The 25,116-nt window shown below is 65.9% G+C and carries 20 protein-coding genes and 1 tRNA gene; 10 read left to right on the forward strand and 11 right to left on the reverse strand.

All coding sequences use genetic code 11. The annotated features are described in order from the left end of the window. Positions 1-11 precede the first annotated feature (11 nt). From B2V17_RS01875 to B2V17_RS01885, 3 genes are read right to left on the reverse strand one after another with little or no spacing between them, the layout of a single operon-like run. Complete coding sequence (locus tag B2V17_RS01875; RefSeq protein WP_292994574.1) at positions 12-1,310, reverse strand: amidohydrolase family protein; 1,299 nt, start codon at positions 1,308-1,310, stop codon at positions 12-14. Further along, on the reverse strand, positions 1,307-2,731 hold the full coding sequence (locus B2V17_RS01880; RefSeq protein ID WP_292994575.1) for an amidohydrolase: 1,425 nt from the start codon (positions 2,729-2,731) through the stop codon (positions 1,307-1,309). The genes B2V17_RS01875 and B2V17_RS01880 overlap by 4 nt, the downstream gene beginning before the upstream one ends. Positions 2,732-2,736: 5 nt before the next feature. Then, complete coding sequence (locus B2V17_RS01885; protein WP_292994576.1) at positions 2,737-4,305, reverse strand: peptide MFS transporter; 1,569 nt, start codon at positions 4,303-4,305, stop codon at positions 2,737-2,739. Positions 4,306-4,485: 180 nt separating this feature from the next. On the opposite strand from B2V17_RS01885, the gene B2V17_RS01890 reads away from it, so the two are divergent. The 7 genes from B2V17_RS01890 (at position 4,486) to B2V17_RS01920 (ending at position 10,093) form a co-directional block, all read left to right on the forward strand. Continuing rightward, a complete protein-coding gene (locus B2V17_RS01890) occupies positions 4,486-4,830 on the forward strand; it encodes a GntR family transcriptional regulator (RefSeq protein ID WP_292994577.1) in 345 nt (114 codons plus the stop codon). A 152-nt stretch (positions 4,831-4,982) separates the two neighbouring features. After that, positions 4,983-5,264, forward strand: coding sequence for an integration host factor subunit beta (locus B2V17_RS01895; RefSeq protein ID WP_292994578.1), 282 nt, complete (start codon positions 4,983-4,985; stop codon positions 5,262-5,264). A 103-nt stretch (positions 5,265-5,367) separates the two neighbouring features. Further along, a tRNA-Leu gene (locus B2V17_RS01900) sits at positions 5,368-5,452 on the forward strand. A gap of 77 nt (positions 5,453-5,529) precedes the next feature. Further along, positions 5,530-6,207 (forward strand): PilZ domain-containing protein, encoded by a 678-nt coding sequence (locus B2V17_RS01905; protein WP_292994579.1) that lies wholly within the window; start codon positions 5,530-5,532, stop codon positions 6,205-6,207. A 55-nt stretch (positions 6,208-6,262) separates the two neighbouring features. Continuing rightward, positions 6,263-7,870 carry an NAD(P)/FAD-dependent oxidoreductase gene (locus B2V17_RS01910; RefSeq protein ID WP_292994580.1) on the forward strand — a complete coding sequence of 536 codons (1,608 nt, stop codon included), beginning with the start codon at positions 6,263-6,265 and terminating at the stop codon, positions 7,868-7,870. Position 7,871: 1 nt separating this feature from the next. Further along, on the forward strand, positions 7,872-8,282 hold the full coding sequence (locus tag B2V17_RS01915; protein ID WP_292994581.1) for a GtrA family protein: 411 nt from the start codon (positions 7,872-7,874) through the stop codon (positions 8,280-8,282). Continuing rightward, complete coding sequence (locus B2V17_RS01920) at positions 8,282-10,093, forward strand: hypothetical protein (RefSeq protein WP_292994582.1); 1,812 nt, start codon at positions 8,282-8,284, stop codon at positions 10,091-10,093. The genes B2V17_RS01915 and B2V17_RS01920 overlap by 1 nt, the downstream gene beginning before the upstream one ends. Here B2V17_RS01920 and msrB read toward each other — a convergent pair. The 4 genes from msrB to B2V17_RS01940 all read right to left on the reverse strand — a co-directional run bounded on the left by msrB (position 10,051) and on the right by B2V17_RS01940 (position 14,250). Continuing rightward, entirely contained in the window at positions 10,051-10,545 is a 495-nt protein-coding gene (msrB, locus tag B2V17_RS01925; protein WP_292994583.1) for a peptide-methionine (R)-S-oxide reductase MsrB, read from the reverse strand. The two genes, B2V17_RS01920 and msrB, sit on opposite strands and share 43 nt — an antisense overlap. 67 nt (positions 10,546-10,612) lie before the next feature. Beyond that, on the reverse strand, positions 10,613-11,947 hold the full coding sequence (locus tag B2V17_RS01930; RefSeq protein ID WP_292994584.1) for a cytochrome P450: 1,335 nt from the start codon (positions 11,945-11,947) through the stop codon (positions 10,613-10,615). 108 nt (positions 11,948-12,055) lie between these two features. After that, positions 12,056-13,288 (reverse strand): ABC transporter permease, encoded by a 1,233-nt coding sequence (locus B2V17_RS01935; protein WP_292994585.1) that lies wholly within the window; start codon positions 13,286-13,288, stop codon positions 12,056-12,058. After that, entirely contained in the window at positions 13,285-14,250 is a 966-nt protein-coding gene (locus tag B2V17_RS01940) for an ABC transporter ATP-binding protein (RefSeq protein ID WP_292994586.1), read from the reverse strand. The genes B2V17_RS01935 and B2V17_RS01940 overlap by 4 nt, the downstream gene beginning before the upstream one ends. Before the next feature lie 68 nt (positions 14,251-14,318). Here B2V17_RS01940 and queG point away from each other — a divergent pair, with 68 nt between their 5' ends. Beyond that, positions 14,319-15,389, forward strand: coding sequence for a tRNA epoxyqueuosine(34) reductase QueG (queG, locus tag B2V17_RS01945; protein WP_292994587.1), 1,071 nt, complete (start codon positions 14,319-14,321; stop codon positions 15,387-15,389). Between the two features lie 182 nt (positions 15,390-15,571). On the opposite strand, the gene B2V17_RS01950 is transcribed toward queG, so the two are convergent. The 4 genes from B2V17_RS01950 to B2V17_RS01965 form a co-directional block, all read right to left on the reverse strand. Continuing rightward, positions 15,572-20,239 carry an NAD-glutamate dehydrogenase domain-containing protein gene (locus B2V17_RS01950; protein WP_292994588.1) on the reverse strand — a complete coding sequence of 1,556 codons (4,668 nt, stop codon included), beginning with the start codon at positions 20,237-20,239 and terminating at the stop codon, positions 15,572-15,574. A gap of 132 nt (positions 20,240-20,371) precedes the next feature. Further along, the gene (locus tag B2V17_RS01955; protein WP_292994589.1) at positions 20,372-21,352 is read right to left on the reverse strand and encodes an LLM class flavin-dependent oxidoreductase; all 981 of its coding nucleotides are present in this window, start codon (positions 21,350-21,352) and stop codon (positions 20,372-20,374) included. Beyond that, entirely contained in the window at positions 21,349-22,194 is an 846-nt protein-coding gene (locus B2V17_RS01960; protein WP_292994590.1) for a tetratricopeptide repeat protein, read from the reverse strand. The genes B2V17_RS01955 and B2V17_RS01960 overlap by 4 nt, the downstream gene beginning before the upstream one ends. A gap of 13 nt (positions 22,195-22,207) precedes the next feature. Then, positions 22,208-22,939 (reverse strand): alpha/beta fold hydrolase, encoded by a 732-nt coding sequence (locus B2V17_RS01965; protein WP_292994591.1) that lies wholly within the window; start codon positions 22,937-22,939, stop codon positions 22,208-22,210. A gap of 58 nt (positions 22,940-22,997) precedes the next feature. Between B2V17_RS01965 and B2V17_RS01970 the strand changes: the two genes are divergently transcribed. Beyond that, on the forward strand, positions 22,998-24,650 hold the full coding sequence (locus B2V17_RS01970; protein WP_292994592.1) for an alkaline phosphatase D family protein: 1,653 nt from the start codon (positions 22,998-23,000) through the stop codon (positions 24,648-24,650). A 104-nt stretch (positions 24,651-24,754) separates the two neighbouring features. Further along, positions 24,755-25,081 (forward strand): GIY-YIG nuclease family protein, encoded by a 327-nt coding sequence (locus B2V17_RS01975; protein ID WP_292994593.1) that lies wholly within the window; start codon positions 24,755-24,757, stop codon positions 25,079-25,081. Positions 25,082-25,116: the final 35 nt, after the last annotated feature.

A 25,116-nucleotide genomic window follows, 5' to 3' on the forward strand; every position in this document is an offset into this window, starting at 1 on the left:
TCTTTGGCGTCTTACCAGTCGTAGGCCTTGGGCAGGCTGCCTTCGCTGGGGGACTTGGCATAGCGATCGCGCAGCCGGGTCTGGTGATCGCTCAGCGGTTGCTCGACCCCGTCGATGAACACACGGCTCACCCCGGTCTGCAGTTCAAGCGGATCGCCATCCCAGATCACCACGTCGCCAGCGCGGCCCGGGCGCAGCGAACCGATCCGGTCGCCCAGCCCCATGGCCTCGGCCGGGCCCGAGCTGATCGCGGCAAAGGCCTGATTCCAGGTCATCCCGCTCGCCCCCGGAACCCGGCTCAGCGCAACCATGTTGCCGGCATATTGCGGGGCATAGCGCGGCTGGTCGAAGAACGCGCCGAGCGCGACCTTGACGCCGCCCGCTTTCATCCGCCCGACGTTTGACTGGGTTGCGCCGAGCTGCTCGAAGCTGGCCGGCAGATCATTCAGCGGAGTGGCCAGCACCGGCACACCCGACCGGGCCAGTTCGCCCGCCACCATCCAGCCTTCGGTCGCGCCGACGATCACCAGCCGGATCAGCGGGAACTCCTTCTTGAGGCCCAGCACCATGCGGATATCGGCGGCGCGCTCGACATGGACGTAGAGCGGTTGGTTGCCAGTCACCACCGGGATCAGCGCCTGCGCGTCGCGGCGGGTCAAGCGGACATCGTCGCGGCGTACGCCGCCGGGTGAAAGGCTCAGCTCGCGCGCTTCGATCAGGCCGTCGTGCAGCTCGGCCCAGGCCGCCACCCGGCTGCCCCCGGCGCGGGCCGCGCCGGTTTCGCCCAGCTCGACGTACTGGAAGGCGCGCGGAATCATCACCGGATCGGGATCGGCCCCCAGATCGATCACCGCGCCCTGGCCGCCGAAGATCGCATTGGTACCCAGCGGCGCGATCGCCGCGCGGGTTACCCCGCCGGACCGGCTGACCTTGATATGCTGGGCATCGGGATTGATCGCATAGGACAGATCGAGCCCGGCGCTGAACGGGCTCTTGCGGGCATCGGAATCGTTGCTGTCATCGACCGCGCCGACATCGTAAAGTCCGATATCGGTCACCGCGACGACCAGTCCCGGGGTCACCCATTTGCCGCTGGCATCGATGGTGCGGACCCCCGCCGGAACTGCAACGTTGCGGCCCGCGGCGACCACCTTGCCGTCCTGCACCAACACGGTGCCGCCCTCGATCGGATCGCTGCCATCGCCGATCACCACCTTGCCGCCGGTGATCGCCACCGTCTGGGCCAGTGCCGGAGCGGCGGTGCAGGCGAGCAGCGCGGCCAGGGCCGCATTCACGCGCCGGGCGCTCATTTCACGTCTCCTTCACCGGGCTGGCCCAGCTCGAAATCGCTGACCGCGCGGCGCTTGCGGTCGGCACTGTCGAACAGCAGCGCGCCGTCGACCCAGACCTTCTCGGGCCGCGAATAGACCGACAGCGGATTGCCGTTCCACAGCACCACGTCGCCGGCCTTGCCGGCTTCAAGGCTGCCGGTCAGCTTGTCGATCCCGATCGCCTTGGCCGGGTTGAGCGTCAGCCAGCGGATCACCTCGGCATCGGGCGCATCGATCCCGATCCGGCGGGCGTCGCCCTGGGCCTTGGCTGCTTCCTGCGGCAAGCGCTGGATTCCGTTCTCGTCATCCGAATGGATCACCACGCAGGCCCCGGCCTTGTAGAGCAGCCCGGCGTTCTCGGGGATGCCGTCATAGGCTTCCATCTTGAAGCCCCACCAGTCGGCCCAGATCGCGCTGCAGGTGCCGGCCGCGGCGAGCAGATCACCGATCTTGTAAGCCTCAACCGCGTGGTGGAAGGTGCTGACCTTGTAGCCGAATTCCTTGCCCATATCGAGCACGATGGCCATCTCGTCGGCGCGGTAGCAGTGGTTCTGGACCAGGATTTCGCCGTCGAGCACCCCCGCCAGCGTTTCCATCGCCAGGTCTCGGCTCTCCAGCTTTCCGGCCTTGCGCTTGGCGCGGTATTCGCTGGCCTTGATCCAGGTTTCGCGGTTGACCGCAAGGTTGCCCATCCGGGTCGAAGGCGCGCGGCCCTTGGCGCCGTAGACCCGCTTGGGGTTTTCGCCGCAGGCCATCTTCAGGCTGTAGGGCGCACCGGGGTACTTCATCCCCTGCATGGTCCGCGAAGGCACGTTCTTCAGCACCACGCCGCGCCCGCCCATCAGATTGCCCGATCCGGGCAGGACCAGCAGCGAGGTGACCCCGCCATTTGCCATGGCCCGCGAAAAGCCCGGGTCCTGCGGCCAGACCGAATGCTCGGCCCAGACGTTGGGGGTGGTCGGGTTGGTCATCTCGTTGCCGTCGGAATGGGCATCGACCCCGGGGCTCGGATAGTCGCCCAGGTGGCTGTGGGCATCGATGATCCCGGGGGTGACGAACTTGCCCGTCCCGTCGATCCGCACCGCATCGGCCGGCACGTCGAGATCGGCCAGACTGCCGGCTACGGCGGCGATCTTGCCATCGCGGATCAGCACCACGCCGCGATCGATCCGCTTGCCCGCGCCGTCGAACACCGTGGCATTGGTGATCAGGGTCGGGTGCGAGGGATAGGGCCGATAGGTCGAAGGATAGGGATCCTTGTTGAAATCCCGCGCGGCCTTCACCGCGGCGCTTTCTTCCTTCTTCTTGTCGTCCTTGTCGGCTGCAAGTCCCGGCGCGGCTGCGGCCAGCATCAATGATCCAGCCGATGCAGCCAGCAGCGTCAGTTTATACCCCCGCATATCGCTTACTCTGCCTTGGCTTCGACGCGGTCTTCCAGCGTATCGAGGTGCATCCAGCCCTTGACCACCCGCGACAGCAGCAGAACGACAACGGCCGCGCCGATCGAAATCCAGCCGAACATTTCGTAGATCTCAAGCAGCTTTTCCTTGCTCATTTCGCCGCCATGGCCGCCGGTCGCTTCGCCAATCTTGCCGGCCACGAAGTTGCCGACTGCGGTCATGTAGAACCAGGCACCCATGATCAGCGAGGCAAGGTAGCTCGGCGCCAGCCGATTCATCGCGCTGAGCCCGACCGGGCTGAGGCACAACTCGCCGGTGGTGGCCAGCAGGTAATAGAGGAACACGAAGATCACCGGGGTCATCGCCGCAATCCCGAACGCCTGCGCGCCCCAGACCAGCACCAGGTTGGCGAGGCCCATCTGGGCAAGGGCGAGACCGAACTTGGCGGGGGCCGAAGGTTCCTTGCCCTCCCGGCCCAGCCATTGCCACAGCCCGGCGAACAGCGGGGCCAGGATGATGATGTAGATCGGGTTTATCGACTGGAAGATCGAAGCCGGCACCCCGCCGCGATCGACATAGCGATCGGTGAACAGGCTCATCGAACCGCCGGCCTGTTCGAAAAGGCCCCAGAACAGCGGGTTGAGGCTGATCAGGAACAGGATCGCGAACATCCGCTCGCGCGGCTCCTTGTCGAGCTTGAAGGTTTCGTACAACACATAGCCAAGCAGGCCGATGCCCGAGACGACCAGCAGGCTCTGGATCACCGACTGGTACTGGACCAGAGCCCAGATCACTGCCACGGCCCCGAAACCGATCGCGTAGAGCCCGTATTCGAGCCCCTTGCTGAGCGGACGCGGGGCTTCCCCGGCACCGTTAAGCGCCTTCTTGCCCAGCACGAAGACGACCAGGCCCGCGAGCATGCCGATACCGGCCAGACCAAAGCCATAGCCCCAGCCGATGGTCTCACCGAGGTAGCCGACCAGGATCGTGCCGATCGCCGCGCCCAGATTGATGCCCATGTAGAAGATCGTATAGGCCCCGTCGCGGCGCACATCGGTCAGCTTGTAGAGCTGGCCGACCATCACCGAGATATTGGCCTTGAGGAAGCCCGAGCCGACGATGATGAAGGCGAGCGCGGCCCAGAACACATTGATTGTCGGGTCATTCTGCCCGCCGACACCTTCAACCGCCATCAGCGTGTGACCAGCCGCCAGCAGCAGCCCGCCGAACAGCACCGCTTTGCGCTGGCCCAGATAACGATCGGCCAGATAGCCGCCCAGCACCGGGGTGATATAGACCAGGCTGGTATAGGCTCCGTAGATCAGGTTGGCCTTGCCATCGCTGAACAGCCAGTGCTTGGTCAGATAGAAAATCAGCAGCGCGCGCATGCCGTAGTAGGAAAAGCGCTCCCACATTTCGGCGAAAAACAGCATGTAGAGGCCCTTGGGATGCCCGGCAAACTCCGGCTCCTTCTGGACCGCAACCTTGGCTCCGATGGCCAGGAAAACCGCAAGAACCACGACTGAGATCGCAGTGATCCAGTCGGCCTCTTGCCACAATGCGACATCTTTCATTTCAAGCTCCCCGAAAGTCTCAGGCAAGGCCGATCCCTGCGGCCCTTTGCATGGCGCCCGAGACTAACCGCGATTTCGCGGGTGTGAAGCGAAATTTGCTCCCGTTGTTGCTTTATTACGCGGGCAGAATCCGGGCTATTTCCCTTGCCTGCCGCGCTGTATTATGGCACTGATGCACCTATGGCCGACAACAGCAAACCCGTCTATCTCAAGCTCCGTGACAAGATCGCCGCGGCGATCATCGAAGGGACCTATCCCGAAGGGGCGATGCTCCCCTCGGTCCGCGCCTTTGCGGTCGATCAGGGCGCCAACCCGCTGACCGTGGCCAAGGCCTATCAGCAGTTCCAGCTCGACGGCCTGGTTGAGGTGCAGCGCGGCGTCGGCATGTTCGTCGCGCGCGGCGCTGCCGACAAGCTGCGGCGGAGCGAGCGCGAGACTTTCCTGCGCCACGAATGGCCGACGATCCGCCAGCGGATCGAGCGGCTGGGCATCGTGCCGGACGAACTGCTCGCCGAAATTTCCTGATCCGCGACTACAATTGTCGATTGCGGAAGGCGTAGGGGTCTGGCACAACCGGGCTTGTGCAGTGCTGCTTGCACCGGGTCGGAAGCTGCGCCGCGCTTTTACCAATTCTTTGGGAAGGGTCATCCATGGTGGCCCTGGGAAAGGCGTGTTTTATGATCCGATCCGAGCTTGTAGCCGCAATTGCCCGTGAAAATCCGGGCCTCCGCATGGAAGAGGTTGAAAAGGTGGTCAGCACCTTCTTCGACGAAATCGCCGGCCGACTGGCTTCGGGCGGGCGGGTAGAGCTGCGCGGCTTCGGTGCTTTTTCCACCCGCGCCCGCGAAGCGCGCAAGGGCCGCAACCCCCGGACCGGTGAAGCCGTCAGCGTCCCCGGCAAGCGCGTGCCCTATTTCAAGCCCGGCAAGGAAATGCGCGCGCGGCTTAACGCTGACTGATGCGTTGACGGGATTGGCAAAGCCAATCCCTGGCGCAACACCGGCCCAGTGTTGCAAGGCGGGGATGGATATCCCCGCCGCACCCCCCTATGGCGGACAAAGCGCGGACGTGGCGGAATGGTAGACGCCGGGGACTTAAAATCCCCTGAGCCTTGCTCGTGTGGGTTCGAGTCCCACCGTCCGCACCAGCAGACTCGGGGTTTGTCCCTAGCCGCCGATTGACCGCGTTTTTCCAGCCACAACCCTAGCACTCCCGCTGCGCCGCATGGGCGCCGAAGGGAGCGTTATGGAGCTAGTTCCGCCAATCGCGGACGCCGGCCAGACCGACCGCCGCGCAGGCAAGCGCTACACGCTGATCCTGCGCGCCGCGAAGCTGGTCTGCGAAGCGGGCGAGTTCCTTTGCGTGCTGCGCGACGTTTCAGACAAGGGCCTCAAGGCGCGGCTGTTCCACGCCATGCCGACCTGCGATGCCTACGAAATCGAGTTTGGCAGCGGCGAACGCTTCGCGGTCGAGCCGATCTGGAACCGGGGTCGCGATACGGGATTCCGCTTTGCTGCCGGACCGATCGACGTCCAGGGTCTGCTGGCCGAGGCCGGCCCCTTTCCCAAGCGGAGCATCCGTTTGCGGATCGCCGAAGAACTGCCGGTGCGGCTGCGCTTCGACAATGGGGAGCTGACCGGCCGGGTGCTCGATATTTCGCAGCACGGCGCGCAGATCGAACTCCCTGCCGCGCTGCCGATCGGGCAGCGGCTGCGGATCGAAGCGTGCGGCCTGCCGGTCCTTCACGGCCGGGTTCGCTGGCGCCGCGCGGCCCGGCACGGGGTGGTCTTTCAGGAAGGCTTCCGGCTTGATGAACTCGCGCAGCTGACCGCGGACATGCAGATCGGGTCCGCAAAGCCGCCCGCGCTGGCGCGGAGCGATCCTAAGGCCGGGCGGCATTAACCATCGATTAGGCATTTTCCTTCACTTGTGGCGGAGCACACAGACTGGGGGCAAAATGACGATTTCCGGCTTCTCCGGCGCAGCGAATTCCGCGCCGAACCGCGAGAAACAGGTCGATGTGGCGATCATCGGGGCGGGGCCGGCCGGGCTGACCGCCGGTTACCTTTTGACCAAGGCCGGACTTTCGGTCGCCGTGATCGAGAAAGACGCCACCTACGTCGGCGGGATCAGCCGCACGGTTGAGGTTGATGGCTACCGCTTCGACATCGGCGGGCACCGCTTCTTCTCGAAGTCGAAGCAGGTCGTCGAGCTGTGGAACGAGATCCTGCCCGACGATTTCATCGAGCGGCCGCGGATGAGCCGGATCTACTACGAGGGCAAATTCTATTCCTACCCGCTGCGCGCCTTCGAGGCGCTGTGGAACCTGGGAATCGTGCGCAGCACGCTGTGCATGGTCAGCTTCGCCAAGGCCAAAGTCTTCCACAACAAGCAGATCAAGAGCTTCGAAGACTGGACAGTCAACGCCTTCGGCTGGAAGCTCTATTCGATCTTCTTCAAGACCTATACCGAGAAGGTCTGGGGCATGCCCTGCGACGAGATGAGCGCCGACTGGGCCGCGCAGCGGATAAAGGGTCTGTCGCTGTGGGGTGCGGTGGTCGATGGGCTGAAGCGCAGCCTCGGTCTCAACAAGGTTCCCAACGACGGGATGCAGACCAAGACCCTGCTCGAAAGCTTCCGCTATCCGCGGCTTGGGCCCGGCATGATGTGGGATGCCGCGCGCGACCGGATCGTCGAGAGCGGCAAGGGCGAGGTGCTGATGGGCCACGCGCTCAAGCAGCTGGCCAGCGACGGCCAGGGCGGCTGGCGCATGACCGCGCGCCACGATCAGGGTGAGACGGTTATCGCTGCCCGCCACGCGATCAGCTCCGCGCCGATGCGCGAACTCGCCGCGCGGCTGCACCCGCTACCCGCGACCAGCCTTCAGGCCCGGCAGCTGCGCTATCGCGACTTCCTGACCGTGGCGCTCAAGATCCGCAGCGACGACCTGTTCCCCGACAACTGGATCTATATCCACGATTCGAAGGTCAAGGTCGGGCGGATCCAGAACTTCCGCTCGTGGTCGCCCGAAATGGTTCCTGAGGAAGGCGTGGCCTGCGTCGGCCTTGAATACTTCTGCTTCGAAGGTGACGGGCTGTGGTCGATGGCCGATGACGAGCTGATCGCGCTCGCCACCTGCGAACTGGCCCAGCTTGGGCTGGTTTCGGCGGAGCAGGTATTCGGCGGGGCGGTTGTCCGGCAGGAAAAGGCCTATCCGGTCTATGACGAGGACTACGCCAGCCACGTTGCCGCGATGCGCAGCGAACTGGAGGAGCGTCACCCGACGCTGCACCTGGTCGGGCGCAACGGGATGCACCGCTACAACAACCAGGATCACGCGATGATGACCGCGATGCTCACGGTCGAGAACATCTTGGCCGAAGCCCGCGTCTATGACGTGTGGGCCGTCAACGAGGATGCCGAGTATCACGAGGCTGGAGCCGAGGGCGCCGAGCTCGATCTGGCTGCCCGCCGCGCGCCGAGCGAGGATCAGGCCGCTGCGCTGACCTCTGTCCGCGACGTGCCCGAACGGATAGTGCCCGAGAAGAAGCGCGACGCGGCCTGACATGCTGCTGCGCCGCGCCTTCGATATCGTGTTCCTGCGCTACATTGCTGCCAGCGCGCTGGCGCTGGGTATCGACATGGGCACTTTCCTTGCGCTTCTGACGCTCGGCCTGGCTGCGGCCCCCGCTGCGGCGCTGGGCTATGGCCTCGGCATCATTGCTCACTGGCTTGCCTCCAGCCGCGCGGTCTTCGCGCGCGGGGTGGCCGAGCGCGGACCCGAGCGGCACCGGCAGAAGGCCTTGTTCGTTGGCTCGGCGCTGGCTGGTTTGGCACTGACCACCGCAATCGTCGGGGCGGGCAGCGCGTTCGGGCTCGATCCGCGCCTTGCCAAGCTTGTGGCGATCGGCGCCAGCTTTTCCCTCACCTGGCTGCTGCGCGAACGGGTAGTCTTCCGCCCGGCCGGGGCGACCTGATGCTCAGCGAACGTCGCCGCCCTGCCTTCACGGCCGATCTGCTGCTGCGGGTCGGCCTTGTCTGGTTGCTGGTTGCGGTGATTTTCGTAGCGGTCAAATGGCCGGCCATCGCCGCGCTGCAATTGCCCGATGCGGATGATACCTTGCGGCTGGTCCAGCTGCGCGATCTGATCGCCGGACAGGGCTGGTTCGATCTTCACCAGTACCGGATCGACCCGGCCAATGGCGGCGTGCTGATGCACTGGTCAAGGCTGGTCGATGTGCCCTTGTGGCTGGTGCAATCCGCGCTGAGCCCACTGCTTGGACCAGCCCTGGCCGAGCGCGCCACGCTGGTGATCGTCCCGCTGATCACGCTGGCTGCCGCGTTGCTGCTGGTCGGCCGCCTCGCCTGGCGCCTGCTCGGCGAGGAAACGGTGTTCTGGGCCTGCCTGGTCTTTGTGCTGTCCTCGGCGGTCGCCGGGCAGATCCAGCCGCTGCGGATCGATCATCACGGCTGGCAGATCGTCTGCCTGCTCGCCGCGCTCAACGGCCTTGCCGCGCGAAGCGAGCGGACCGGCGGACGGATCGCCGGGATCGCGCTTGGTCTCGGCATGACGATCAGCCTGGAGCTGCTGCCGGTGGCGGCGCTGTTCGGTGCGGTCCTTGCCCTGCGCTGGATCCGCGATCCAAAGGCCAAGGCGCTGTGCCTGCATTTCCTTCGCGCGCTGGCGCTGACCGGGATTGCCGCCTTTGCCGCGACGCGGGGCTGGGTCGATCTGGCCAATCATTGCGACACGCTTTCGCCCGCCTACCTGGCCGGGCTCTCTGTAGCGGCCTTTGGCATGACCTTGCTGTCGCTGGCCGGGAATGTTCCGCGCCCGGTGCTGGTGCTGGGCATGGGCGCCTGCGCCGCTGCCGCGCTCGCCGCCGTGCTGGCACTGGCCCCGCAGTGTTCGTCGGGGCCGTTCGTCGCGCTTGATCCGCTGGTCCAGCAGTACTGGTACGCCAATATTCGCGAAGGCATGCCGGTCTGGCGGCAGGACTTTGCGGTGATGCTCAAGCTGATGATCCCGCCGCTGGCCGGGCTGTGGGCCGCGCTGCTGCTGTGGCAGCGCAGCGCGGGCTGGCTGGCGCGGTTCTGGGGAGAATATGCCCTGATCGCCATCGGCACGCTGCTGCTGGCGCTGCTGGTCAGCCGCTCGGCCGCCTTTGCCGCGGCGCTTGGCGCGGTGCCGCTCGGCTGGATGCTGCGCGACTGGCGGCGCAGGGTGCAGAACCTGCCGCGTCCGGGGCGGCGGATCGCCGTACTCGCCGCTTCCGCCTTGATCCTGATTCCCGACCTGCCGCTCGCCGCAGCTCGGTTGGTCACCCCGGCGCGGGCTGCGGCCAGCGGGTCGGCGCAGCAGGTCTGCGACATTTCCGCCGCCGCGCCGATGCTGGGCAAGCTCGCTCCGGCGACGATCTTTGCCCCGATAGACAACGGGCCGATGCTGCTGCTGCAAAGCCGCCACAGCGTGGTCGCTACCGCGCATCACCGCGCCGCCACCGCGCTGCACGACACGATCGCGGCGTTCCTCGCCGAACCAGTCACGGCCGAGGCGATCGTACGCCGTCACGGCGCGCGTTATGTCGCGATCTGTCCGGGCCTGGCCGAGGCGGCAATCTACCGCCAGGCTGCGCCGCAGGGATTTATGGCCGGGCTGATGATGAACGAAGCGCCAGCCTGGCTGGCCCCTGTGGCCATGCCACAGTCCAGCGGACTGATGCTGTGGGAAGTGCTGCCGCCGGTTCAGGCCGGGACGAAGACCAGCGCGTCGCCGTTCATGCAGTAGCGCTTGCCGGTGGGCTTGGGCCCGTCATTGAAGACATGGCCCAGATGTCCCCCGCAGCGGGCGCAGTGCACTTCGGTGCGGGGATAGCCGGTCTCGAAATCGACCGAAGTCTTGGTCGCCTTGGGCAGGACCTGCCAGAAGCTGGGCCAGCCGGTGCCGCTCTCATACTTGGTGCTGCTGGAATAGAGCGGATTGGCGCAGCCCGCGCAGGCGAAGGTGCCGCGCCGCTTTTCCTTCAGCAGCGGTGAGGTTCCGGGCACTTCGGTGCCCTTTTTGCGCAGGATCGCATATTGCTCGGCGGTCAGCCGCTTGCGCCATTCGGCATCGCTGAACGATACCGGATAAGCCTTGGCCTCGGCGCTCGATCCGCAGGCGGCGAGCACCGGAAAGGCGGCCGAGAGGCCCAGCCAGCCCAGCAGGCGGCGGCGCGATGTGGGGGTGATCTGGTTCATAGGTACGGCCTTTCGACTCTGCTATACCCAGTACGTGGCGAAACCCGGAAAGGTTTCACCGCGATGGTCAGAACTTTTCCAGGGTCACGTCCATCCGGCGGAACCCGTGGACGAAGTTGGCGCGGACCCGCTCGACCTTGCCGGTCACGTTCACCCGCATCCGGCGCTTGTGCATTTCCTCCATCAGGATCTTGAGCTGCAGTTCGGCCAGCCGTGCGCCCACGCAGCGGTGGATGCCATAGCCGAACGAAAGGTGGCGGCGGGCATTCTCGCGGTTCAGGATCACGCGGTCGGCGTCGTCGAACACTTCTTCATCGCGGTTGGCCGAGATGTACCACAGGATCAGCTTGTCGCCCTTCTTGATCTGGTGGCCGAACAGCTCGGTATCGGCGGTGGCGCTGCGGCGCATGTGGGCCAGCGGGGTCTGGAAACGGATGATTTCCTGGACCGCGTTGGGGATCACCGAAGGATCGCTTTCGAACAGCGCGCGCTGATCGGGGAAGCTGTGCAGGCCGTGGATGATGCCCGACATGGTGTTGCGGGTAGTATCGTTGCCGCCCACGATCAGCAGGATCAGGTTGCCCATGAAGGTCTGCGGGCTCATGTCCTTCATCGCGTCCGAATGGACCATCATCGAGATCAGGTCGCGCTGGGGCGGCTTTCCCATCCGGTCGATCCACAACGTCTTGAAGTACTGCGCCATCTCCTGGAAGATTTCCCAGCGGGTTTCAGTGAGTCCACGCGCAAAGCTTAGCTCGACATCACCGGCCCAGTCGGACCAAAAGGTCAGCAGGCGGCGGTCTTCCCAGGGGAAACCGAACAGGATCGCCAGCATGCCGGTGGTCAGTTCGACCGAAACCTTGTCGACCCAGTCGAACTCCTCGCCGAACGGCAGGGTGTCGAGCGTCGCGGCGGTCCGCTCGCGAACCTCGGAGGCAAATTTCTCGATCTCGCCGGGGGTGAAGGCCGGGGCAACGGTGCGGCGCTGTCCGGTATGTTCTGGGCGGTCCATCGCGATGAACATCGGCAGGCGGCGCTCGGCCAGCTGCTCGGGCGTAACGTCTGCCGGCGGCTCGGTGATGGTGATGCCGCCATATTGCCAGGAGGAGGAGAACAGCTCGGGCAGCGCTTCGACATGCTGGATCGCCTTCGATGTGGTCACGTTCCAGTAAGCGCCATAGGGCGATTCGGGCACGTAGTTGACCGGCTCCTTGGCGCGCATCTCGGCAAAGATCGGCTGCCAGCGGTCCTCGACATAGATGTCGCTGCGCGAGACGTCCCAGGGATGGCTGTGGACCGGCAATTCCTGCCCGTGTTCCTTCAGCCAGGCTTCGAATGCCTCGGTCGCGGTCGGCGAAGTCCGGTAGACGAACTTCTCGGGGGCTGCTGCCAGGGTTGCCATCTTTGTCTCTCCACTGCCCGCATCTGCAAATGCGTTGCGCGGAGAGACTTATCCCGCTCAACTTACCGAAATGTCAATAGTGGCTCGGCGAACCGCCTGAAATGCCTGTCAGGCGGGCGCGCGGCGAAACAGGCTCCGTTTGGTGGCTCCTGCCGGGCCGCTTTGCATGACCCGCTTCTTGAACATCGCTGCGCCGCCGCGGACCAGCACGGCGACGCATAGCCCCTGCCAGGCGATCGCCGCCGCGTGCAGCCACAAGCCTTCATGCTGCGCAGCCCGGGCCAGCATGGTAAAAGGTGAAGAGAACGGCACGATCATCGCGGCCTTTTCAACCCAGGTTCCCGGCATGGCCATCGCGAAATTGGCAAAGAAGAAGTTCAGCAGTTGCAGCATGGTGACCGGCATCGACAGGGTCTGCACTTCGCGTACCGTGGTCGCGAGCGATCCGATCGCCAGGAAGATCGAACCAAGCACCAGATAGCCCATCGCGAAATAGATCACGCCCAGGGCGAAGAAGGCTGGCCAGCCGACCGCAGGTGCGGGATAGTCGCTCAATCCGTTGCCGGCGCTGACCCACAAGGATCCGCCGACCAATGCCCAAACCGTGATTCCGACAAAGGAAATCGCCAACATCGCGAAAAGCTTGCCCAGGAACACCGCATCCATCGGGATTGCGGCGGCCAGCACTTCGATAATCTTGTTGCCCTTTTCCTCGACCAGATTGGACAGCACCATCCCGGCGAGGATCATCATCAGCATGAACAGCACGGTCTGACCGATCTGCGCGGTTGAGCGCTGGCCCTGCGTCTTGTCCGCAGTCGAGGTGGCAATCCCCGCCAGCGTCACTTCCGGAAAGTCGGTCGGTCCGCGCTGCAGGGCCTGCGCGGTCAGCAGGGCCACGCGGCCTTGCCAGTCGGCAATGCGCTCTTCGGGGCCGGTCAGGACCGGTTTCTCAAGCGTCCCGCTGACGATCGCGGCCAGGTTGGCGCGGTTGGACTTCATTGCGATCAGCGGGTCGAAGGCTTCGCCTGGCTGAAGCTTGCGGACCACGACCAGAGTTGGCATCGCCGGACCGAGCCGTGGGGCCAGCACCTGCTGGGCGCGGACCAGGGCATCGGCATCGGCGGCGTTCATCGCCACGCCCAGTTCGGGGCGGCTGGCGTTCTGCCGGACCTGCTGGCCGACTCCGCCGGCCACATACATCAGCGCCATCATGAACAGTGGTCCCAGCAGGAAGAAGATAAAGCTGCGGGAAAACAGGATCGCGGTGAAATCGCGCCGGGCGACAACGAGGGCCGCAGCAAGCGTCGAGAGCCGGCCGGTGTGAGACTGTTCGCTCACCGGCGGAACTCCTCTTTCTCTTCCTCAAGCGCCCGTGCCGCTGCCTCGCCGGCAATTGCCACGAAGGCATCATGCAGCCCGGCCCGCTCGATCGACAGCGAGAGGATCCCCGCCTCGCCCTCGATCAGGGCCCGCAGCAACGGTTCGATCCCGGTTTCAGGCAGGCTGAAATACCAGAAGCTCCCTTCGTGCCGGGCATCGGCCGGCAGGGCGCCGCGCCAGGGGCCGTCACCAACCCGGGTTTCGAGGCGGACCTGCGGACGGATTCGGTCGCGGGCCACATCGACCGGACCAGCGAAGGGTACCTTGCCCCCGGCGATGATCGCCACCGCGTCACACAGCCGTTCGGCATGGGCGATGACGTGGGTCGAGAAGATTACGGTCGTGCCCTTTTCGGCCAGCGTGCGGATCATCCGTTCGAGCTTGCCCTGGTTGAGCGCGTCGAGGCCCGAGAACGGCTCGTCGAACACCACCAGCCGGGGATTATGCACCAGGGTCCCAAGCAGCTGGACCTGCTGGGCCATGCCCTTGGAAAGCTGGCGGATCTGCCGGTCGATCGCATAGCCCAGGCCATGTTCTTCCAGCAGTTCCTTGCCGCGTCGCCGCCCTTCGGCCAGCGGGAGCCCGCGCAATGCGCCGAGGAAGGCGATCGCCTCGTAAGCTTTCATCGAGGGGTAAAGCCCGCGCTCTTCGGGGAGATAGCCGACGGTATGAGCCACCTCGTGCGGTCGGTCGGTGCCAAGCAGGCGGCGCACCCCGGCGTCCGGATCGATGATCCCCAGCAGCATTCGCAGCGTGGTGGTCTTGCCCGCCCCGTTGGGACCAAGGATGCCGTAGATCGCGCCTTCGGGAACCGACAGGTCGACCCCGTCGACCGCGGTGAAGCCGTCGAACCGCTTGACCAGACCGCGTGCTTCGATCGCCAGCGGGCGGTCCTGCGCACCGCTTGCATTGCTCGTCATCGGTCCATCGCCTAGCTTCATCATCCGCGTGCCTTATGGAGCGCTTGTGAACAGGAGCAACAGGAAGTTTGGTTAACGCGGCTTCAACTGCAGCGCTAAAGCATGACCTGGCCGCCGAGGCCGGGCGTTTGGGCTTCGTCGCCTCCGGGATTGCTCCGGCAGCGGAGGACCCGCTGCGCGCGGCGCGGCTTGAGCAATGGCTTGGTGAGGGCAGCCATGGCGACATGGAGTGGATGGCGGCGCGGCTGGAGCATCGCCGCAGCCCGCAAGGACTGTGGCCAGAGGCGAACAGCGTGATTGCACTGGGGATGAGCTATGCGCCTGAGGCCGATCCGCTGGCGTTGGCCGACGTGCCCGATCGCGCCCGGATTTCGGTCTATGCCCAGGGGCGTGATTATCACGATGTGGTCAAGAAGGCGCTCAAGGCGCTGGCCCGCTGGCTGGTCGCCGAAGCGGCGCAGCGCGGCCTGGGCGCGGCCGGGGTTAAGGTCTTCGTCGATACCGCGCCGGTGATGGAAAAGCCTCTTGGCATGGCCGCCGGGCTGGGCTGGCAGGGCAAGCACACCAACCTGGTCAGCCGCGAACATGGCTCGTGGCTGTTCCTCGGCGCGATTTATACCACGCTGGAATTTGAACCCGATCCGCCGGGCGACGATCGCTGCGGCTCGTGCAGCGCCTGCCAGGCGGCCTGCCCGACCGGGGCCTTCCCGGCACCCTACCGGCTCGACGCGCGGCGCTGCATTTCCTATTTGACGATCGAGCTGAAGGATGCCGTGCCGGTGGAATTCCGCAAGGCGCTGGGCAACCGGATCTATGGCTGCGACGATTGCCTGGCGGTCTGCCCGTGGAACAAATTCGCCCAGAGCGCGCAGGCCATGCAGGCCTTCCTGCCCCGCGCCGAACTGGCAGCGCCGCGGCTGGCCGAACTGCTGGCGCTCGACGATGCGCGATTTCGGGCACTGTTTTCCGGCTCGCCGATCAAGCGGATCGGGCGGAACCGGTTCGTGCGCAATTGCCTCTATGCCGCCGGCAACAGCGGCGATCCCCGGCTGACCCTGCCGGTCACGGCGCTGCTCGGCGATCCCGATCCGGTGGTTGCTGAAGCGGCCCGTTGGGCGCTGGGCGAGCTGGGCGAATGAGCCCAAAGGCGCGTCGAACCATTTTCCTACAGGCCGCGAATCTGGCAGATTCGCGGCATGCCGAGTTTTGCGTTCTTTCGCGATTGCCAGCCTGTTGCCCGCCGCAGCGGAACACCACAAAAGGTAACCAAAGGTAACGCGCTAGCCCGCTTGTGCGTGCCGCTTTGTTACCTTTGGTGAGGCTACCGCGCCAGCAGGTTGCGGGCCTGGCTGGCCAGTTGGGCCAGCATCGCCGGGGCGACCGGCACCGCCGCCTGGGCGCGGTGCACGACCTTGCGGAACTGCGAGACGCCTTCGGCCTGGCTCTCCGCCCAGGCCGCAACCGCAGCCAGGGCATCGCCCTTCCGGCCGGCGACGCGGCGCAGAAAATCGAGCCGCATCTGCTGGAAATCGCGGGCCAGACCATTGACCAGCAGCCGCTCCCATGGGTCCGACGGGCTCATCCGGGCGGCGGTCTGCTGGGCCCAGTCGAGCCCGATCCGCGCGCCCAGATCGGCAAAGGCGGCGGTAATCGCCCGGGCCGGACTGCCGCTTTCGCGGGCCAGCCGCGCAATCCCGACCGCGCCGTCCAGATCCTGCAGGGTCGCGACCAGCGCCGCTTCCTCGGCCGGAGCGCCGGCTTCGGCCAGTTGGGCCCGCATCCGGCCCGACTGGGCGCGGATTTCGCCCGAGAGCAGGCTTTCGGTATCGCGGCTCAGCTCAATGACGCTGCCCTGCAGTTCGGCGACCAGCTTGGACGGTTCGCAAGTATGCCCGCCGACCCGCAGCAGGTCGGCGATGTGATCGGACAAGGCAGCGGCGGCGCGGTCAAACAGGGTGATGCGCGCGGTCTCGCTCATCGCTGCGGTTTCGATGCGCTGCCAGATCGCATCCATCCCGAACAATCGCTCGGCCGCGACGAAAGCGGCAACGACCTGGGCCAGGTTGGCGCCTTCTTCCTCGGCGAGCTCGAAAGGATGGATCAGCCCCAGCCGGTTGATCACGCGGTTGGCCAGCTTGGTCGCGATGATCTCGCGCCGCAGCCGGTGGTCCAGAATCTCGCGCTTGAACTTGCCGCGCATCGGCTCGGGGAAGGCGGCGAGCAGATCGTCGGCGAGGCCTGGATCATCGGGCACTGCCGACGCTTCGATTGCCGCCTGCAGGGCCAGCTTGGCGGTCGACAACAGCACCGCCAGTTCGGGCCGGGTCAGGCCGTGTCCGTCGGCGGCGCGGCGGACATAGCCTTCGCCATCGGCCAGGCCTTCGGTCTTGCGGTCCAGCTGGCCCAGCGCTTCCAGCGTCTCGATCAGCCGCAGGTGCGATGCAGTCGCCGGGGCGCCGCCGGCCTGGGCGATCGACAGGGCCAGCGCTTGCAGCCGGTTGTCTTCCAGCACGATGTCGGAAACCTCGTCGGTCATGCTGGCCAGCAGCTTGACCCGCGCGGGTTCGGTCAGCCGCCCGGCGCGTTTGGCTCCGGCCAACGCGATCTTGATATTGACCTCGTTGTCCGAACAATCGACCCCGGCCGAATTGTCGATGAAGTCGGTATTGATCCGCCCGCCGTGGAGCGCGAACTCGATCCGCCCGGCCTGGGTGGTGCCAAGGTTGGCGCCTTCGCCAATCACCTTGCAGCGCAGGTCTGCGCCGTCGATCCGCAGCGCGTCGTTGGCCGGATCGCCGACCTGGACGTTGTTTTCGGCGCTGCTCTTCACATAAGTGCCGATCCCGCCGAACCACAGCAGATCGACCTGGCTCTTGAGGATTGCGGTGATCAGGCTGTCGGGATCGATCGTTTCCGCCTCGATCCCCAGCAGCGCGCGGACTTCCTTGCTCAGCGCGATTTCCTTGGCGCTGCGCGCGAACACGCCGCCGCCCTTCGAGATCAGCTTCTTGTCGTAATCGTCCCAGCTTGAACGCGGCAGCGCGAACATCCGGTCGCGTTCCTTCCAGCTCTTGGCCGGATCGGGATCGGGATCGAGGAAGATGTGGCGATGGTCGAAGGCGGCGACCAGCTTGATCGCCTTCGACAACAGCATGCCGTTGCCGAACACGTCACCCGACATGTCGCCGCAGCCGGCGACCAGCACCGGTTCGCGCTGCACGTCGACGCCCATTTCGAGGAAGTGCCGCCGGACGGAGAGCCAGGCTCCCTTGGCAGTGATCCCCATCGCCTTGTGGTCATAACCCTTGGAGCCGCCACTGGCGAAGGCATCGTCGAGCCAGAAATCATGCTCGTCGGCGATCGCGTTGGCGGTGTCGGAAAAGGTCGCGGTGCCCTTGTCGGCGGCGACCACGAAATAGGGATCCTCACCGTCGCGGATCGTCACCCCGGCGGGATGGACCACCTTGCCACCGACAATGTTGTCGGTGATCGACAGCAGCGTGCGGATGAACAGCTTGTAGCTTTCCTTGCCCTCGGCCAGCCAGCTGTCGCGATCGCGCGTGGGGTCGGGCAATTGCTTGGGATAGAACCCGCCCTTGGCCCCGGCCGGCACAATCACCGCGTTCTTGACCTTCTGGGCTTTCATCAGCCCGAGCACTTCGGTGCGGAAGTCATCGCGCCGGTCGGACCAGCGCAGCCCGCCGCGCGCGACCGGGCCGGAGCGCAGGTGGATCCCCTCGACCCGCCGCGAATAGACGAAGATCTCCCGCCACGGCAGCGGCTTGGGCAACCCCGGAACCAGCGCGGAATCGAGCTTGAAGGCCAGCGCGGCCAGCCCTGCCGGAGCAAAGGCATTGGTGCGCAGGCAGGCTTCGACTACGGCGCGGAACTGGCGCAGCAGGCGGTCGTCGTTGATCGCCTTGACCTGGGCCAGACCGGCGCGGATCGCGTCCTGCGCGGCAGTTTCGGCCTTGGCCCGATCGCCCTTGAACGCAGGATCGTGACGCGCCACGAACAGCGCAATCAGACCGCGCGACACTTCGGGGGCATTCTGCAGGGCATCGACCGCAGTCGGGACCGAGTAGTTGAGCCCGGCCTGGCGCAGGTAACGGTACCACGCGCGCAGCCAGTTGGCCTCGCCCGCGCTCAGCGCCGCAGCAGTAATCAGGCGGTTGAAAGGATCGTCCTCGGCCGCGCCGTTGAGGACGTTGGACAGTGCTGCCTCGACCGCCTGGCCGCGGGCCAGCAGGTCAGCCGGGTCGAGCCCGGCGGGTGCGGACAGCAGGAAATCGTGGATCGTGCCAAGCCGGCCGTCATCCAGCTCGGTCGGCACGTCTTCGATTACCCGGAAACCGAAATTCTCCAGCGCCGGAACTGCATCGGACAGCGCCAGCGAGCCGGTCCGCTGATACAGCTTCAGGCGCAGCACGCCTTCGCCGTCCTCGGCCATGCGGTGGAGGCGGGCATCGCGCAGCGGACCGGCTTCGCCCTCGCCGGCAACCCGGCGCAAGCGGGCGATATCGAGCGCCGCTTCGCCCGCGCCATAAGCGGTGCGGTAAGCCAGCGGAAAGGCTTCGGCATAACGGTGGGCGATGGCGGCGGCGCGCGAAGGTTCTTCGCTGGCCGCAATCTCGGCCTCGACTGCATCGGCCCAGCCGCGCAGCATGGCCTTGAGTTCGGCGTCGAGCTTGGCCTCATCCGGCATCCGCGCCACTTCGGGCAGGTCGAGCACCACCCGGATCAGCGCGAGCTGGCCTTCAATTTCGGTGCTCCAATCAAGCACCGGTGCGCCCGCTGCCGCGACCAGCATGGTCTGGACCTGCTGCCGGGTCGCGGTCGACATCGCATCGCGCGGGATCCAGGCAAAGGCGAACAGGTGCCGTTCCAGCGGCGAGCAGACCAATGCCAGCTTGGGCCGGGGGCGATCAGTAAGGCTCATGCTGGCGGTGGCGATGCGCTCGATCTCGGCCTCGCTGAAGCTGACCAGCAGGTCGTGCGGCAGCACGGTCAGCGCATGAACCAGTGCCTTGCCGGCATGGCCCTGCGGCGAAAAGCCGAAGCGCTTGCCAAGGTCGACCAGGGTCGAGCGAAGCCGCGGAACCTGCGTCGGCGAAGCGGCCAGCGCGGCGCTCGTCCAGATCCCGGCATGGACCGAAAGCGCCGCAACCCGGCCCTTTTCGATCACCGGCAGGATGAACAGGTCAAGTGGGGTGCGGCGATGGACCTGGCTGGCCTGGTTGGACTTGACCACCAGCGGAACCCGCGCGCCTTTCTGCCCGTCGAACCAGGCGAAAGCGCGATCGTAAGAGATCGGGCCGAGCAGGACCTTGGCGCTCTTGCGGCAGATCCCCAGTGCCCCGCTCTGGCTGCCGTCGCGCTGGCGGGTGACGTGGCCCAGTTGAGTCAGCATCCCGTCCTTGAACCAGCGCAGCAGCGCCGCACCTTCGCTGTCGGGGCAGGAATCGGCGTCGGCACCCATCACTTCCTGCATCTTGGGCCAGTCCTGTACCGCGGCGCGGACATCGGCGAGGGTCGAGGCGAGGCCGCGCTCCAGTTCGCGGCGCTGGCGGGCATCGGCGCGGCTGGTCTCGAGGTAGACCATCGATTCGCGCTTTTCGCCGGCGGCATCCCCGGCGACGATCTCGATCAGCTTGCCCTTGACGTCGCGGCGTACGGGCAGGACCGGGTGGATCAGGCGGTCGATCGCGAGGCCATGGGCGGCAATGGTCGAGGCAATGGAATCGACCAGGAACGGCATATCGTCATTGATCAGCGCCAGCCGCATGAACCGCTCTCCCGCGGCGCCCGAAACCGATTCGATCGCGATGGTCGATGATCCCGGTTCGCGCTGGGCGGCGGCGGCGATGGTGAACTCTGCCGCCTGAGCCAGTCCGTCAGCGGCAAAGGGCGGATCGCCCGGCAGCATGGCATCCGACAGGCGCTGGGCCAGGGCCTTGACCAGGGGTCTCGGGGCAGACTTCGAACTCATCGCGGGCAAGCTCCTCGGCGGGCGCGGCCGCCATTCCTGCGTGTTATTTTATTGCTATCATGTGTAGCATTTGTACGCACCCTAGTCCAAAGTGGTCTCAATCGCAACCACCTTGCCCCTAGGGAAAAGGGCTTAGGCCAAGGCCTTGGCGGTTAATTCGAGCGAGCGGCGGCGCATGGCCGGATCATAGGTGGCGCCCGATACGATGATCTCGTCGGCCTGGGTGCGCTCGACAAACCGGGCAATATCGGCGCGGACCTTTTCGGGCGAGCCGACCGCACTGGCCTGGCGCATATGTTCCAGCATGGCGAGCTGGCCGGGCGGCAGGCTCTGCCGATAGCCGGGGACCGGCGGCTTGAGCCTGCCCGGATTGCCGCTGCGCAGCGCGACGAAGCTCTGGTCCATCGATGTGCCGAGCAGCGCGGCCTCCTCGTCGTCCTCGGCCGCAATCACCGTCATCGCCGCCATCACATGCGGCTTTTCGAGCGCTGCCGACGGCCTGAACTGCTGGCGGTACAGTGCCAGCGCCTGATCCAGATAGTCGGGCGCGAAGTGCGAGGCGAAGGCGTAAGGCAGGCCCAGCGCTGCCGCGAGACCGGCCCCGAACAGGCTGGAGCCCAGGATCCACAGTTCAACCGCCGCGCCTAAGCCGGGGGTCGCCCTGACCGGCAATTCCGGCTCGCCAGTAAACAGCGCGCGCAGCTCGACAACGTCCTGCGGGAAGTATTCGGCGGCGCGGCCCAGATCCTTGCGCAGCATCTGTCCGAACCGGGCATCGGCCCCCGGCGCACGGCCCAGCCCGAGATCGATCCGGCCCGGGAACAGCGCATCAAGCGTGCCGAACTGTTCGGCGATCACGAAGGGGTTGTGATTGGGCAGCATGATTCCGCCCGAACCGATCCGGATCGAACTGGTCGCATGGCCAATATGGGCAAGCACCACCGCCGCCGCGCCGCCGGCCACTCCGTCCATCGCGTGATGCTCGGCCACCCAGAAGCGTTTGTAGCCATTCGCTTCGGCGGTCTGCGCCAGCGCAGCAGCCTCGCCAAGCGCTTCGCTCACCGTGCCGCCTTCGCGCACGGTCACCAGATCGAGAACCGAAAGATCAATCACCGGCCAGAGGGTGCGTCGGTCTGCCCCAGTTGGTCAAGGTATCCGCGTGCGATTTTCGCGATATCGCTGCCGGGTGCAGCGCGGATCACCGATTCCCAGCTCTTGCGGGCGGCATCGTCGCGCCCGGCCAGCACCGCGATCACCCCGGCTTCCAGCCCGATCTCGGGATCGACCGGCATCAGTTCGGCAGCGCGCTCGATCTGCTGCTGGGCGTCGGCGAGCTTGCCCTGACGGCGCGACAACGTAGCGGACAGCAACCAGGCCTGGGCATTGGCGGGGGCGGCGCTGCGCGCTTCGGCCAGCGCGGCGGCGGCTTCGTCCGGACGGTTCAGCGCCACCAGCGCGCGCGCGCGGTCGATCGCAATGGCTGCCTTGAGCTTGGCATCGCTGCCCTTCGCGGCATCGCCCTTCGCCACATCGAGCGCGATCAGCGCGGCACTGGCATCGCCGGCGGCAAGGTGGGCATTGCCGCCCAAGGCGCCCAGCCGGGCCCGTTCGCCAAGATCGGTCACCGGCGTATCCTCGCGCGCGGAGAGGAACAGCGTGGCCGCTTCCGCCCAGCCGTCGATCCGGGTCAGCGCCATGGCCTGGCACTGCTTGGCCCCGGCCCGTTCGCGCATGGTCTTGGCCGCGGCGAGCCAGTTCTGCGCCACTTCGATCGCATCGGCCGGGCGGGACATGGCAAGGTCGAGACATTCGCGCAGCTGCGCATCGAACGGATCAGCTCCTGCCACTTTGGCCACGGCGGCATCCTTCTTTCTGGGGATCTGCAACGGAGCCTGCGGCAAAGCGCCGCCGGGTCCGACCTGAAGCAGCAAGGGGGCGAGGATCGAAAGCGGCATCTTGGTTCCTGATTCAGCCCAGTGCCGCCAGCACTTGCAGCAGCAGGGCAAGGTCGGAGTCGCGGCTGAGGCGATGATCGCCGTCCTTGACCAGCGTCACCTGCACATCGGCTGAACGCAAGGCGGCCGATAGCCGCAGCGCCAGCTCCCACGGCACGTCCGGATCCTGCTGGCCGTGGAGCAGCCGGACCGGGCAATCGAGCGGAATTTCGCTGTCCAGCAACAGGTTGGCCTGCCCATCGTTCCAGAAACCGGGATAGGTCGGGGTCGGCTGCGGGCCATAGGCGTTCTCTTCCAGCACGGTCTCCCCGGCCAGCAGTTCCGCCTGCTGCTCGTCGCTAAAGCCCCAGGCAGTGAAGTCCGGCGCGGCGGCGATCCCGACCAGCCCGGTGATCCGCTCGGGCATGGCAAGCGCCACCAGCAGCATCAGCCAGCCGCCCATCGAGGAGCCGACCAGCATGACCTTTTGGCTGCACAACGCACCAATCAGGGCCACCACCTCGTCCCGCCAGCGCGAGAGCGTGCCCTCGGCAAAGTCACCCGGACTTTCACCGCAGCCCGAATAATCGAGCAGCAGGCATTCGCGCCCTTGCGCAGTGGCCCAATCGAACACGGCAGTCGCTTTCCCGCCCGCCATGTCGGACATGTAGCCCGGCAGGAAAACCAGCGCCGGACCCGCTCCGGCCACCTGGTGGTAAGCGATCCGGCGGCCATCGGGCAGGGTGTGAAAGCGCGTTTCGGTCATGTCCTTGCCCTGTCATGAAACCCGGCTAGTCTGCAAGGCAAGACAGGGAGAGTTTTCCATGAATGCGCCGCTGCCCGAGGCTGCCCCCGAAACGCCGCTGCTGGCCGCAAGCCGCCGCAATGCGCTCAAGCTCGGGCTGCTCGGTCTCGCCGGGATCGGCACGCCGCTGCTGGCCCAAGGGGCCCCGCGCTTTACCCACGGCGTAGCGAGCGGCGAGCCGGGCGCGAACCAGGTCCTGCTCTGGACCCGTTATGCCGGCGATTCCGATACGGTGCTGAAATGGGAACTGGCCGAGGACGCCGCGTTCAGCCATGTCGCCGCCTCCGGCGATTGCACCGCCTCGCCCGCCAATGATGGCTGCGCCAAGGCCTGGGCCAAGGGGCTCAAACCCGGGCAGTGGTACCACTACCGCTTTATCGCCCCCTCAGGCGAGACGTCGCTCACCGGGCGAACCCGGACCCTGCCGCAGGGCAAGACCGCCAAGTTCCGGATCGCGGTGTTTTCCTGCTCCAATTACGGCTTCGGCTGGTTCAATGCCTATGGCCACGCTTGCGAGGCCGGTGATTTCGACCTGGCCGTGCACCTCGGCGACTATTTCTACGAGTACAAGCGCGGGGTCTATCCCAGCGAGAAACAAGGGCTGGGCGAGCGGCTGTTGCCGGTGGATGAGACCGTCACCCTCGATCAATACCGCGAGCGGTTCCGCACCTACCGCGCCGATCCCGATCTGCAGCGGCTGCATCAGCTCTACCCGATGGTGTCGGTCTGGGACGATCACGAGACCGCCAACGATACCTGGAAGAACGGGGCCGAAAACCACGATCCCAGCGAAGGCGATTGGGCCCTGCGCAAGGCGATGTCGGAACGGGCCTACCGCGAATGGCTCCCGGTCTCGGACGACGACTATGCCAGCTACGAGGTTGGCGATCTTGCCACCCTGTTCCGGCTTGAGACGCGGCACATCGCCCGCGATCAACAATTCGATCTCGATGCAGTGTTCAATGGAGCCGCGCCTGGCCAGGCCGAAGCCGCGCTTTCCGCTTTTCGCGATGGTCAGTGGCGCAATCCCGCACGCGAATTGCTGGGCCCGGCGCAGCAGGGATGGCTGGCCAAAGGCCTCAAGACCTCTGCCCGCGCGCGCAAGCCGTGGCAGGTTCTGGTCCAGCAGGTGATCATGGGCCGGCTCGCGATGCCGCAGAACCTAGCCGAGGGCATGGCAGCCAATTCTCCCGCCTGGCTCAAGAAGCGGATGCAGAGCGCGGTTGCGGCCGCACGTAACGGTCTGCCGATGAACATGGACGCCTGGGACGGCTACCCTGCCGCACGCGACCGGGTGCTCAAGTCCTCGCTCGAAGCCGGGGCGAACCTGCTGGTGCTAACCGGCGATACCCACAATGCCTGGGCCTTCGATCTCGATCATCGGGGCCAGCGGGTCGGGGTGGAAATGGCCGGCCAGTCGGTCACTTCGCCCGGCGCCGAGGATTCGGTGCCATGGCGCAAACCCGATGCGCTCGCCGCCGATCTCGTCGCCGCGAACACCCAGCTCAAATGGTGCGACACCGCCCGGCGCGGCTACCTCGCGCTCGAACTGACCCCCAAGGCCGCAGTGGGCGAATTCCGCTTCATGGCCACCGTGCGGCAAAAAGGGACCGCGCTGGCCGGGGTCAAGCGGATGACGGTGCTGGCGGGGGCGCGGAAGTTTTCGGTTTGAGCAAGACTTGCAGTATCTACTTGGAACCAGAAACTAACCCGTCGCCCCGTGCTCGACACGGGGCTTGGCTTTTCTAGCAACCCATCATTTGGCATGATGGTCCGATGGAGAAAGGCGGCTGGGTCTACATTATGGCGAACCGCTATCGCGGTGGGATGTATGTGGGTGTGACTTCCGACCTGACACGCCGCGTCTGGCAACATCGCGAGGGTCAAGGATCGATCCATGTTGCCGATTTCGACAAGCGGCGACTGGTCTATGCCGAACGGCACGAGGAAATTGAACCGGCGATCGCGCGGGAGAAACTGGTCAAGAAGTGGCGGCGCGAATGGAAATTCGCGCTGATCGAGGCTGACAATCCTGATTGGCTTGACCTGTGGGAGCAGTGGTATCCGGCTAGCGGTTCATTTGGGCCCAGCGTCGAAAGGTAGCCAAGCCCCGTGTCAAGCACGGGGCGACGGGTTGG

The sequence above is a fragment of the Novosphingobium sp. UBA6272 genome (genome assembly GCF_002440635.1).
Lineage (GTDB): Bacteria > Pseudomonadota > Alphaproteobacteria > Sphingomonadales > Sphingomonadaceae > Novosphingobium.

Excerpts from the sequence above, each read along its gene's own strand:
- B2V17_RS01875 (WP_292994574.1), bottom strand. The coding sequence starts at position 1,310 with ATGAGCGCCCGGCGCGTGAATGCGGCCCTGGCCGCGCTGCTCGCCTGC.
- B2V17_RS01880 (WP_292994575.1), bottom strand. The coding sequence starts at position 2,731 with ATGCGGGGGTATAAACTGACGCTGCTGGCTGCATCGGCTGGATCATTG.
- B2V17_RS01885 (WP_292994576.1), bottom strand. The coding sequence starts at position 4,305 with ATGAAAGATGTCGCATTGTGGCAAGAGGCCGACTGGATCACTGCGATC.
- B2V17_RS01890 (WP_292994577.1), top strand. The coding sequence starts at position 4,486 with ATGGCCGACAACAGCAAACCCGTCTATCTCAAGCTCCGTGACAAGATC.
- B2V17_RS01895 (WP_292994578.1), top strand. The coding sequence starts at position 4,983 with ATGATCCGATCCGAGCTTGTAGCCGCAATTGCCCGTGAAAATCCGGGC.
- B2V17_RS01905 (WP_292994579.1), top strand. The coding sequence starts at position 5,530 with ATGGGCGCCGAAGGGAGCGTTATGGAGCTAGTTCCGCCAATCGCGGAC.
- B2V17_RS01910 (WP_292994580.1), top strand. The coding sequence starts at position 6,263 with ATGACGATTTCCGGCTTCTCCGGCGCAGCGAATTCCGCGCCGAACCGC.
- B2V17_RS01915 (WP_292994581.1), top strand. The coding sequence starts at position 7,872 with ATGCTGCTGCGCCGCGCCTTCGATATCGTGTTCCTGCGCTACATTGCT.
- B2V17_RS01920 (WP_292994582.1), top strand. The coding sequence starts at position 8,282 with ATGCTCAGCGAACGTCGCCGCCCTGCCTTCACGGCCGATCTGCTGCTG.
- msrB (WP_292994583.1), bottom strand. The coding sequence starts at position 10,545 with ATGAACCAGATCACCCCCACATCGCGCCGCCGCCTGCTGGGCTGGCTG.
- B2V17_RS01930 (WP_292994584.1), bottom strand. The coding sequence starts at position 11,947 with ATGGCAACCCTGGCAGCAGCCCCCGAGAAGTTCGTCTACCGGACTTCG.
- B2V17_RS01940 (WP_292994586.1), bottom strand. The coding sequence starts at position 14,250 with ATGACGAGCAATGCAAGCGGTGCGCAGGACCGCCCGCTGGCGATCGAA.
- B2V17_RS01950 (WP_292994588.1), bottom strand. The coding sequence starts at position 20,239 with ATGAGTTCGAAGTCTGCCCCGAGACCCCTGGTCAAGGCCCTGGCCCAG.
- B2V17_RS01960 (WP_292994590.1), bottom strand. The coding sequence starts at position 22,194 with ATGCCGCTTTCGATCCTCGCCCCCTTGCTGCTTCAGGTCGGACCCGGC.
- B2V17_RS01965 (WP_292994591.1), bottom strand. The coding sequence starts at position 22,939 with ATGACCGAAACGCGCTTTCACACCCTGCCCGATGGCCGCCGGATCGCT.
- B2V17_RS01970 (WP_292994592.1), top strand. The coding sequence starts at position 22,998 with ATGAATGCGCCGCTGCCCGAGGCTGCCCCCGAAACGCCGCTGCTGGCC.
- B2V17_RS01975 (WP_292994593.1), top strand. The coding sequence starts at position 24,755 with ATGGAGAAAGGCGGCTGGGTCTACATTATGGCGAACCGCTATCGCGGT.